Source organism: Kitasatospora sp. NPDC058492 (genome assembly GCF_042720685.1).
Classification (GTDB): domain Bacteria; phylum Actinomycetota; class Actinomycetes; order Streptomycetales; family Streptomycetaceae; genus Kitasatospora.
This window is the reverse complement of sequence record NZ_JBHXMU010000114.1, coordinates 1-11,702: the sequence shown is the minus strand read 5'-3', so window position 1 is coordinate 11,702 and position 11,702 is coordinate 1. Positions and strand designations below refer to the sequence as shown.

Annotated in this window: 6 protein-coding genes and 1 pseudogene; 5 read left to right on the top strand and 2 right to left on the bottom strand. The window is 67.9% G+C overall.

The window, feature by feature from the left end:
* Positions 1 to 125: 125 nt before the first annotated feature.
* A pseudogene (locus ACFWPI_RS38690) lies at positions 126 to 230 on the top strand (hypothetical protein); the annotation flags it as partial.
* A 1,261-nt stretch (positions 231 to 1,491) separates the two neighbouring features.
* Here the strand turns inward: ACFWPI_RS38690 and ACFWPI_RS38685 are convergent.
* Together ACFWPI_RS38685 and ACFWPI_RS38680 are read right to left on the bottom strand one after the other, a co-directional pair.
* Positions 1,492 to 1,890 (bottom strand): hypothetical protein, encoded by a 399-nt coding sequence (locus ACFWPI_RS38685; protein WP_380380446.1) that lies wholly within the window; start codon positions 1,888 to 1,890, stop codon positions 1,492 to 1,494.
* Positions 1,890 to 5,816, bottom strand: a complete 3,927-nt coding sequence (locus ACFWPI_RS38680; protein WP_380425365.1) for a polymorphic toxin-type HINT domain-containing protein — start codon at positions 5,814 to 5,816, stop codon at positions 1,890 to 1,892. The genes ACFWPI_RS38685 and ACFWPI_RS38680 overlap by 1 nt, the downstream gene beginning before the upstream one ends.
* Positions 5,817 to 6,284: 468 nt before the next feature.
* Between ACFWPI_RS38680 and ACFWPI_RS38675 the strand changes: the two genes are divergently transcribed.
* The 4 genes from ACFWPI_RS38675 (at position 6,285) to ACFWPI_RS38660 (ending at position 11,574) form a co-directional block, all read left to right on the top strand.
* Positions 6,285 to 6,818: a hypothetical protein gene (locus ACFWPI_RS38675; protein ID WP_380380442.1), complete on the top strand. Its 534-nt coding sequence runs from the start codon at positions 6,285 to 6,287 to the stop codon at positions 6,816 to 6,818.
* A gap of 123 nt (positions 6,819 to 6,941) precedes the next feature.
* Entirely contained in the window at positions 6,942 to 8,696 is a 1,755-nt protein-coding gene (locus ACFWPI_RS38670; protein WP_380380440.1) for a trypsin-like serine protease, read from the top strand.
* A 414-nt stretch (positions 8,697 to 9,110) separates the two neighbouring features.
* On the top strand, positions 9,111 to 9,629 hold the full coding sequence (locus tag ACFWPI_RS38665; protein ID WP_380380438.1) for a trypsin-like serine protease: 519 nt from the start codon (positions 9,111 to 9,113) through the stop codon (positions 9,627 to 9,629).
* A gap of 151 nt (positions 9,630 to 9,780) precedes the next feature.
* Entirely contained in the window at positions 9,781 to 11,574 is a 1,794-nt protein-coding gene (locus ACFWPI_RS38660; protein ID WP_380380436.1) for a trypsin-like serine protease, read from the top strand.
* Positions 11,575 to 11,702 lie beyond the last annotated feature (128 nt).

The following is an 11,702-nucleotide window of genomic DNA, read 5'->3' as shown; positions in this document are numbered from 1 at the left end:
ACAACCGCTCACCCGCACACGACTTGACCTGCCCCACCCTCGCCACACCACAACCAACGAGACAGACACACCAAAGTCACTGGCATTGGCCCTAGACCCTGCTCAAGCGCCAAGGCTGATCGTGGCAGCGGCCAGCCCTCAGGGCCATCGAACGGGACGACCAGGCGGTCGAGTTGTGGAAGAAGAAGGTCGATCGCCGTGAAGCGCTGTTGAACCGAGTAGCGGTGTGAGACCGCTGCCGGCGTGCTGTCGCAGCAGCAGGATGAAGCCAGGGGGCAGCTCGATCCGGGAGACGGCGGTCAGGGCGGAAAGTAGCCCCGACAACGACGGAGTGAGCTGCCGCAATGAGGACACGGTGGAGCCCCGCCAGACCTGGCGGGGCTCCATGGTCAGTTGTTCACGAAGGCAGCGGAAAACGCACTGGTCCGTACGCTCGAGTGGCCGTTGGATTCCGGTAGTCCTCCAGGCGTCCTAGCGATTCACCGCCGAGATCTCCGGCCATAGCGGTGACAGGCCGAGGTCATCCATGTAGGACTCGAAGCTCCCGAAGCGTTCCACCGCGACTTGCTCTCCGGCCCGCCATAGAGCTTCGCACTCCTCGCAGATCCTGACGATCTCGCTCTGTCTCCGGGCAACGTACTCCCGCACCCAGCCCTGGTCGCACCTCGGGCACCAGTCAGCCATTTCCTGAGCTCCTTATTGCCATGGATATGCAGTGATGATTTCTGATGTCCACGGCTTCACGATGATCCTTACCCTTGGTCTCGCCAGCAGTCCCGATGACGTCCTTCAGGTCGACTACGTAGGCGCCCGCGTCGCCTGGCTCATGAGCGCCACGCCTGCGCCACGCCTTGTCGATGACCTTGAGAAGCCCGTCCTTTCCGGACTTGAAGGCGGAGCGTGTCAGCTTGGTGGCGTCCTCTACCCGCGCTCCAGGACATGATCGATCCGGTGCCAATGAGCGGACCCAGACCGGTAGGTGAGGCCGGCCGGCTGCCGCCACCATCGAACCTTCGGCCCGCCGTCCCCGGCGGCCGCCATCACCGAGGAGACCCAGGGGACCATCGAGCCCGACCACCAGAGCCCGGCCCCAGCCAGGCCGGCCAGCCGAACCACGGGTCACCTCCTCACGGACGGAGTGGACAAGGGCCGGGGATGTGAGATCGCGGCCCTGGCCGGGTCACCTCCGCACGGCCGCAGCGGACGCCGACGCGGACTCGACGACAACCGTCCCACGCAGGCGGAGCGGACCCACCCAGCGCGCCGGGGGCAAGACGACGAACCCCTTCGCGTCCTTGACCTGCTGACCGTCTTGACCGTCTTGACCGTAAGGTACGACCGGTGCCGAGGAGCTATTCCAGCGCCTGCCGGGGCGATCTGCAGCTGGAGCCCCACGAGAATCTCGTGGGGCTCCAGCGTCCAAACGTACTGACATCCAGACGGAGAGGCAGTCCGTCAGTGCCCGTCAGGGAGGCTGCCCTGGCGGGTGGCTTATTCTCCGCCGATACCTGGAGTCTTTCCGTAGTAGGGACGAACGGTGCTGGCCAGCTTCCGCTGGATCGACCGAAGTGCCCTGATAGTCGACTCATCGCTGAGTCCCGTGGTCGTCGACCATTCGACGCCGGTACCCATGAGGTCGCTTACGAAGACAATTTCAACAGCTAGGAGGATGCGAGCCCAGTCCGCCGGGGCGATCGGGGAATCATCCTTGAGCGCAGCCCGCAGCCTTCGGCATTGATCGAGCAGGTCCTGTACGTTCTCGAAGCCCATACCGGCAGCGAGTCGGTCACTGCACCAAGCCGGCCCGCCCCATTCCAGGAGCGCTCGTTCCAAGAGTTCAATTTCGCCCTGGTCAAGCAAGCTTCGCGCAGCGGCGTCAAATTGTTGCATCAATTCAGCTTACTCCAATATTCTTCCAGTGTTTCCGGGTTTCGACGGAATACGGTACCGCCATCCGGGTGCATCGGATCGTGGAGGACGATGGTTGTTCCGTCCTTTCCGAGGAATGCCTTCCGGCCGCTTCCCAGATCCTTAGTTCGTGAAGGATTCTTCATGACATTCTCCGTAAGCTTGCCAAGGTCAGCGACCGACAGGCCTGGGAAATCGAGTGAATGCTTTCCTCCAGCGTGCCCGCTGGCGATATCTGCGGCGTCCTCGATGCGCTCCTCGTCAGTGCACCATGAAGTGTTGTGAACCAGCACCGGAATGCTTCCGGCGAGCACATAGTACGTGTGGACGGTGCTGACGGTGAGGTTGTACGCGGGCTGGACGGAAGCCCACTTCTTGGTGTCGGTGATCTGTGCTGGCTGGCCGGTGTCCGTGCGTACGAGATCGCCGGCCGCGAGGTCAGCGGCGTTTCGCCAGCCGCGATTCTCCGACCAGAAAGGGTGCCGGTCGGTGGAGGTAATCGTGCCGACCGTAGCGCCCGCCGACGCGATAGTGAGGTCGGTGAATTCGCGGTCGTCGGGCGTATAGATAGTCGCATCAACGCGGCGGGGTGTGGTTTCGCCAGAGTCTGGATCTGTCGCCCGAACGTAGTCGCCGACCCTCACCTGCTCGATCGGCAGAGTTGATCCATCCGCCATCAGAACCCGGGTACCGGCAGGGAAGCTGTTCCTCCGCAGACATGCCTTGAGCGTGTTCTCGAAGCGGTTGAGTCGTGACGCCCTGGCTGCATCCTCGACGGTTTTTGCCTGCTTTGCGATCGCGCGGAGCTTGAGGACCTTTCCGGCCGGGAAAGCCCCTGCGGCGATTTCTGCACAGGCACTGACATTCTTCTGCTTGATGCACTCTTCGAAGCTATCCACGCCGGCAGCTGATTTGAAGAACTGCATCAGGCCTTTATTGAACTCCTCGTTGGTATCGATGACTACGGCCTTGTTCCCCCCCTTCATGAAGACGCACGCCGTTGTGGCTCCGGGGCTGAACGCGCCACCGCTGTGGCAGGTGTTCTTCTCCTGACCCTTCGCGTCCTTCGCAACCTGCTCCAGATGCTCCCTGAGTACCCTTTCGAACTCCTGCTTGGCTTCCTCCTCGACCTTCTTGGCCTCGGCCTGGATGCCCGCTTCCTCCGCCTTCATCGCGGCTTCGCGTTCCTGGATCTTCTTTTCCGCGACAAAGCCCCAGGCCTCGTCCTCAGCCTGCTTCGCCTGCGTGGCGTCCTTGCCGGCCGCGACCGCCGAGGCTCGGGCCTGCGACGCAGCCGTGCGGGCCGCTTCGGCGGATCCGAGTGCCTGGTTGGCGGAAACCCGGGCTCGGGCGGCAGAGGCTGCGGCCTTGCCAGCATCGCGTGTGGCGGCCTGGGCGGCATTGCGGGCGGTGGCAGCGGATTTGGTTGCTCGGGTGGCGGAGGCTTCGGCGTCCTTGGCGGAGGTCTTAGCGGTCGCGGCGTACTGAGCGGCTTGGGCGGCAGAGGCCTGGGCCTGGTTGCGGGCGTTGTCGGCCTCACCAGATGCGTTGCTTGCCACGGCTGCGGCCTCGGTGGCCTCCCAGGCGTTCTGCTGGGCCTTCGCCGCGGTCTGGGAGGCTTCGGCGATCAGGCGGCGCATTTGCGCGGCGTGGGTGGTGGCGAGCTGGTCCTTGCGGTCGGCCATGTACTGGCCGGTTGTCACGAAGTCGTGCACGAACTCGGGTGTGCCGGACAGTGCGAACTTGGCCGCGGCCTGGACCTCCGGTCCGCCGCTCGCGAGTAGCTGGGTGGCCTGGACGCGTTCGTCGATCTGGCGGGCGGTGTGCTGGCCGGCCATCAGGAAGGCGGTGACGGCCTTGGGGGAGCCGTCCCGCAGGGCCTTCTCGGCGGCCTCCTTGACGCTGGTACCGCCGGTGGCCATCAGCTGGACCGCGCGGACGCGGTTGTCGGTGACCGCGGCCTCGTACTGGCCCGTGGTGTAGAACGCCTTGACCTGGTCGTCGTCGCCCTTCAGGGCCTGGGCGGCGGCGGTACGCACGGCCTCGTCGGGGCTGTCCTGGGCGATCTCGCGCACGCTCTGGCGCATGTCGTCCCGCTCAGCCTTGCCACGGCCAGCACGCAGCCAGTCCAGGACGGTGTCGTCGGTACTGGAGAGTGCGTTGGCGGCGGCTTCCTGACTCCAGGGGCCGCCGGTCTTCATAGCCGTGAGTGCGGCTTTGCGGCCCTTGGCGGCGAGTGCCTTGGGATCGGCGTCGGGGCGGGCGGCCTCGGCCGTCAAAGCGGCGGCCTCTTGGTCCTGGGCCTGCCAGTCGCCAAGCATGGTGCCGATACCTGCGGTGGCCTCGTCGTCGGTGGTCTTCAGGTCGCGGGCGACCTCGACGGCAGCGGCGGTTCGGGCGGCGAGGTCTTCGGCCTCGGTCTTGCGCGCGATCTCGTAGACGCCGCCGGCGGTCTTGACGGCCTCGCTCGCCGTGTTCGCGGCCTTCCTGGCTTCCTCCGCCTGGCGGGTCGCCTCGGCGGCCGCGCCGGCGGAGGCGCCCGCGTGCTGGGCGGCGTTGTCTGCGGCGGTGGCAGCGTTGTCGGCGTGGGTGGCGGCGGAGCGAGCGGCGTCGCGGGCCTGGTAGGCGGCCTCGGCGGACTGGCGGGCCAGTGCCGCAGAGGCGTTCGCGGCCCGGTCGGCCTCCCTGGCGTGACGGCGGGCCTGCTCGGCTGCGGCCTGCGCACGGTTGGAGCCGGCCCCAGCGGCCTTCGCCAGGCGGGCGGCCTTCTCCGCGGAGTCGGCGGCGGCGTTGGCGTTGCCGCCGGCGCTCCTGGCAGCGTCCGATGCCTCGCCCGCAGCCTTCGAGGCGTCACCGGCGCGCTCGACAGCCTGCGCGGCGCGCTCGGCATCCTTGGCAGCGTTGCGCGCCTCCTCGGCCCGCTGGCGGGCCTCGGCGGCCTTGCCGGCGTCGGAGGCGGCGGCGCTGGCCGCCGTGCGGGCGTTGGACGCAGCCAGAGCCGCACCGGACGCGGCGCTGGCGGCCTGAGCCGCGGCGCTGGCGGCGATACGAGAGGCCTGGTTGGCGGCTCCGGCGGCGGAGACCGCCTGCTGGGAGGCGGCCGCGGCGCCTTGGGCCGCGTCCGCCGCTCGTCCGGCTGCTTCTGCGGCGCGGGTCAGATCCTTGCCCGCGGCCTCGGTCTCCTTGGCCGCCTCCTGCGCGTTCTCCTTGGCTGCCCGGGATTCGTCGACCGCGCGTGCGGAGGCGGTCTTGGCGGCGTCCTTGGCGGCCTCGGCCTGGGCTCCGGCCTGCTCGGCCTGGTCGGCTAGCTGTGAGATGGTGGCGCGTTCCTGGTCCCGGGCGCGGGCCACGAACTGGCCCACCTCCAGGAACTCGACGACGTCGGCGGGTGTGCCATTGCGCAGGGCTACCTTGGCCGCCTCCTTCATCGCCGGGCCGCCAGTCGCGAGTAGCTGTGTCACCCGAACGCGATTGTCGATCTCCTGGGCGTCGTACTGGCCTTGCTCGAGGAACTTCTTCACGTCTTCGGGCGTGCCCTTGAGGGCGGCGGTGGCCTGCTCCTTGACGCTCACGCCTCCGGTGGCGAGGAGCTGCACGGCCCGGACCCGCCGGTCCTGCTCCAGCGGGGTCTGCCAGCCGTCCTTGAGGAAGGCGCGCAGGTCGTCCTCGGAGCCCTTCAACGCCTTGGTGGCGGCCTCGCGCACACTCACATCGCCGAGGCTGAGCATCTGTACGGCCGTAACGCGGTCATCGTGGTACCGCTCGATGTCCTTTTGGACTCCGAGGAACCGCTTGACGTCCTCGTCCGAACCGGTCAGTGCCGCCTCGGCCGCTGCCTTCACCCCGGGCCCGCCGATCGTCCACAGCGTGAGGACGTGGCCGCGGTCCACTACGGCGGATGGCGCCACGTCAGGAGCGGGTGTCGCCGCGAATACAGGTGCCGTACCGAGCAGGCCGGCCGCGAGCGCCGCTGGCAGCAGAAGTGCGCACGCACCGCGCAGGCCCGCTATCCGGCTTCTCCCACGCCGGGGCGTCCCGGCGGTTCCCGGCGCTCCCGCGGAGCGTGAGGGGTGTTTCACAATCCATTCCTCTCAGGGGGGTGTGTCATCGCGCGGCCGAACCACCCGACGCCTCGGCATCGCATAGGCAGGCACAGCGGAAGGCCACTGTGTGCCAGTACGGGAGGGGGCAAGTGATCATGGAATGTGGTCGCGGAATGAATCGTCATCATCCGCCGAGTAATGATCTTGCAGAGATCAGCGATAGATCTTTTGGCAGATGATTGCTGATATCTTACGCATGCTTTACTAAGTCATCACATGTGCGCCGGGCGGACCGCCGCCCTGGCGTCACCTCAGGAGAGAAAGACCCCCACCTTGCTGATATCCCGTTCCCGGAAGGCCGTCCTGGCCACTGCTGTCGCCACCCTGACCGCAGGCATCGGATTCGCGTCCCTCACGGCCGCCCAGGCCGCCCCACAACCCTCCGCCGCTGCCCTCGCGGCCTCCGCCATCCCCTCCGCCATCGAGGACTTCCAGCACCCCGGAGCCGAACGCCTCCTCAAAGACCGGAAGGTCTCCCTCAAGCAGGGCGACGGGCACATCCGTCTGAAGGAAGGCCCGGGCAACAGCACCCCGACCGACTGCCAGGCATCGAACGAGATCTTCGTCGAGTCCCGCCTCGACAAGGCCGGCTACTGCTTCACCGTCACCGGCAAGACCGGCTACCTCGCCATGGAGGTACCGGACGTATACATAATCTGGACCGAGGACCGCTCCGTCACCGCCCGAGTCGTCGCCGCCGACCAGGAAAAGAAGGTCGACATCGGCGCAAACTCGTACGCACCTGTCGGCGACGGCTTCCCTGGCGGCAAGCGCGCCGTCCTCGTCGAGCTGCGCGTCACCGGCTGAGCATCGTCTGCTGCCCGACGCTGGTCACCTCTGCCCATGGTTGTGTGAATCCCAGGGCAGAGCCATTTTGAGCGTCACCGAACACAGCAATCTTCCTGTCCCCCCCCCCCAAGGATTGAACTCTTGCCTGGCACCGTTGCGCGCGCCTCCTGGAAGGCCACACTCCTCACCACCGCCGTCACCGCCGGCGCCCTCGCTACCCTCCCCGTCCCGGCCAGTGCCGTTCCTGGCGACCTTGCCGCCAACGGCTCCTACGCCTACACCGCCCGCCTGGCGATCGGCGACAACGTGCGTGCCTGCACCGGCGCGCTGGTCGACCGGTACTGGGTGATCACCGCCGCGTCCTGCTTCGCCGACGACCCCACGCAGCCGCAGGCTCTGGTCGCAGGCGCCCCCAAGTGGAAGACCACCGCGACCATCGGTGATGAGACCGCTGTCGTGGCCGAACTCGTGACCCGTCAGGACCGCGACCTGGTCCTGGCGCGCCTCGCGACCCCCGTCATCGGCGTCGCGACGCTGCCCGTCGCGACCGCCGCGCCCACGACGGGCGAGAACCTGCGCGTACCCGGCTACGGCCGCACCAAGGACGAGTGGATACCGAACAAACTCCACTCAGGCGCCTTCACCCTCGACACCGTCGCCGCAACCGCCATCGACACCACCGGTACCGGCGGCGCCGCGATCTGCAAGGGCGACACCGGCGCCCCCACGATCCGCGAGAAGAACGGCAAGGCCGAACTCGTCGCGGTAGCCTCCCACTCCTGGCAGGGCGGCTGCCTCGGCGAGACCGAGACCCGCACCGGCGCCTCCTCCAGCCGCGTCGACGACCTAGGCGCCTGGATCCAGCAGACTCGCTCGCTGACACCGGAGAACCGTACAACCACGGTCTACGAACCGGCCGCGCAGACGTCCGAGGTCTTCCGGCTCGGGACCGACCGGCAGATCTATGGATCGTCCTTCAAGACCGGCGGTGCGGGCTGGAGTGCGTGGCAGTTGCTGGCCCCCCGCGAGTTCGTCAGCGGCCCCACCGCCGTCTACCACGCCGACAAGAACACCACCGAGGTCTTCGCGGTCGGCACCGACCGGCAGGTCTACCACTCCTGGCACAACCCCGGTTCGAGCACCTGGGCCGACTGGCAGCTCCTCGCGCCTGGCAAGGTCACCGGACCGCTCCAGGCCGTCTACCACGCCGACAAGAACACCATCGAGGTCATCGCCCTCGGAGACGATCAGCAGGTCTACCACGCCTGGTACACCACCGGCGCGACCTCCTGGAGCACGTGGGCCCTCGTGGCCCCCGGCAAGTTCACCGCGGTGAACGCCAACTACATCGGCGACCGCCGCACCAACCAGATCTACGCCATCGGCGACGACGGGCAGATCTACCAGTCCTACTACACCACCGGCACCACCGGCTGGACCCCGTGGCAGCTCCTCGCCCCCGGCCGGTACACCGCGCTCAGCAGCGTCTACCACGCCGACAAGAAGACCATCGAGGTCGCCGCACTCGGCGAGGACCGCAAGATCTACCACTCCTGGTACAGCGACGCCACCTGGACCTGGAGCAACTTCCAGCTCGTCGCCCCCGGCACCTTCACGGCGCTGAGCACCGCGTATCAGGCCGACAAGAACACCATCGAGATCATCGCACTCGACGACAACCGACAGATCCAGCACGCCTGGTACACCACCGGCGCGACCTCCTGGAGCACATGGACCCTCGTGGCCCCCGGCAAGTTCACCACCGCTCCCAGCACCCTCTATCACGCTGACAAGAACACCATCGAGACCGTCGCGGTCGGTGACGACCAGCGGGTGTACCACGCCTGGTACACCACCGGAACCACCGCCTGGAGCCCCTGGACCAAGCTCCCTTAGCGCTGGATTCCTTAAGGAGGTACACAAATTGGCGTCGGAGTAGGCGGGTTGGTGGGGGTTTTCTGCCCCAGATCCAGGGCTTGGCGCGCGCGTTGAGCTGGGCGGTTGCGAAGCGGGTGGCCTTGTCGATCTCGTCGGGGTCGGCGAACAACTTGTCGGCGAGTGCGGCCTTGCGGAATGTGCGCCGCCAGCCTTCCTGGAGCTTGAGCCAGCAGGCCCCGACCTGGATGAAGACGTGCTTGCGGGGGTGGTCCTCGAGCCAGGTCCTGGTGGAGACGCTGTCGCGGGAGGACGCGGTCATGGTGACCTGCTGCCCGTTGGTGACGCGCGGGCTGCCATAGACCCGGGTCTTCTCCGGTCCGCGGTGAAGTCGACGGTCCCTCATCCACCTATCACCTGTTGGGAACCTCGTTCATGTCTCGTGCCACCACCGTGTCCCGCGCGTGGCGGGCGGGCGTATTGATAGCGACAGTGGCCGTCGGCACGCTGACCTTCTCCGCTCCTCCGGCCGGCGCCGTGGTCGGCGATCCCGCCGCAGACGGCTCCTACGCCTACACCACCCGCCTGGCAATCGGCGACAGCGTCCGCGCCTGCACCGGCGCGCTGGTCGACCGGTGCGGGGTGATCACCGCCGCCTCTTGCTTCGCCGACGACCCCGCCCAGGCACCGGCCCTCCCCGCGGGCGCGCCGAAGTGGAACACCACCACCATCGGCCGCGCCGACCTCACCACGGACGCCGGCGAGACCGTCGACATCGCCGAGCCGGTTCCGCGTCCAAGCCGCGACCTCGTCATGTCCCGCCTCACCACCCCGGTCGACGGCATCACCCCGCAGCTGGTCGCGGCGGCGACGATCGGCGACACCACGCGCCTGTTCGCCATCGGCAGCGCCAACAACATCTGGACCGCCGACAGGAAGGCCGACGGCAGCTGAACCACCGTCTACCCCGTTGCCAGCAGCGCCATCCAGAGCATCACCGCCACCACCGGCTGAATCGACCCCGCACAGGGTTCCCCCACGGGGTCGTCGGCACGAGGTCGGCCGCCCTGCGGACTCCCATGCACTCACCCGAAGGATCAACCCCATGCCCCGTAAGACTCCGTCCCGTTCCCGGAAGCTCGGCGTACTGGTCGCAGCCGCGACCGCCGGTACGCTCAGCACCTTTGCCCCGGCCGGCGCCGTCCCCGGCGACCTTGCCGCCAACGGCTCCTACGCCTACACCGTCCGCCTGGCGATCGGCGACAGCGTGCGTGCCTGCACCGGCGCGCTGGTCGACCGGTACTGGGTGATCACCGCCGCGTCCTGCTTCGCCGACGACCCCACGCAGCCGCAGGCCCTGGCCGCGGGCGCCCCCAAGTGGAAGACCAACGCGACCGTCGGTGACAAGACGGTCGACGTGGCCGAACTCGTGACCCGTCAGGACCGCGACCTGGTCATGGCGCGCCTTGCCACCCCTGTCACCGGCGTCGCGACGCTGCCCGTCGCGACCGCCGCGCCCACGGCCGGTGAGAACCTTCGGGTTCCCGGCTACGGCCGCACCAAGGACGAGTGGATACCGAACAAGCTCCACTCAGGCGCCTTCACCCTCGACACCGTCGCCGCGACCGCCATCGACACCACCGGTACCGGCGGCGCGGCGATCTGCAAGGGCGACACCGGCGCCCCCGCGATCCGCGAGAAGAACGGCAAGGCCGAACTCGTCGCGGTGGCCTCACGTTCCTGGCAGGGCGGCTGCCTCGGCGAGACCGAGACCCGCACCGGCGCCTCCTCCAGCCGCGTCGACGACCTCGCCGGCTGGGTCCAGCAGACCGTCTCCACGTGGGGCACCAAGGTCGACTACTCCTCCGCAGTCGTCAACTCCGTGTACAACCCGGACTCCAAGACCGCCGAGATCTTCGCCCTGGGCACCGACGGCGTCCTCGCCCACGCCTCCAACACTGCGGGCAAGGGCTGGAACAGCGGCTGGGAGGCCCTGGGGGACTGGCAGTTCACGGGTATCCCCGCCACGATCTACAACCCCGCCACCAAGGCCACCGAACTGTTCGCCATCGGCAAGACCGGCGAACTCGGCCACAACTACTGGGACCCGGCCACCAGGAAGTGGGCCGGCTGGAGCGTCATTCCCAGCGCCCTCAAGCTCAAGGCCAACCCGGTCGCCGTGTTCAACCCCTCAAGCCAGACCGCCGAGGTGTTCACCTTGGACACGAACGGCTACATGACCCACACCTACAGCACCAACGGCGCCCGCTGGGACGACGTCCGGGGCCTGGGCACCTGGCAGTTCACCGGCACCCCCACCACCCTCTACAACCCCGCCACCGACGCCGTCGAACTCTTCGCCACCAGCAGCCGCAACGAACTCGGCCACCTCTACTGGGACAACAAGGCCAAGACCTGGAGCGACTGGGGCACCATCGGCGGCCAGGCGGTGACCGGCAGCCCCACCGCCGTCGTGAACCCGGCCAACAACAGCGCCGAGGTCTTCATCACCACCACCAACAACACGATGGCCCACAGCTACAGCCTCAACGGCGCACGCTGGTCCGACATCACCACCATGGGCGGCTGGCAGTTCAACGGCACCCCCACCGCCGTCTACAACCCCGCCGCCAACTCCGTCGAACTCTTCGCCGTCCGCAACACCGGCGAACTCGGCCACAACTACTGGGACAACAAGACCAAGACCTGGGCCGACTGGAGCACCATCAGCGACTGGAAGTTCTCCGGCACCCCCTCCGCCACCTACAACGCCTACATCAACACCCTCGAACTCTTCGCCACCGGCACCAACGGCACCATGTCCCGCGCCACCTACAAGGACAACAACTGGCTCGCCTGGGAAAGCATGCCCGGCTGGACCTTCGCCATCACCGGCTGACAGCGCCCACCGCACCAGCTGACCAGGCCGCGACGGCACTGTGCGCCCCTACAGGCCGCCCCCATCATGGGCGCACCCCCTCTGACAACGGCCAGGCATGGCGCGGGCGGGACCGGACGATCGTCCGG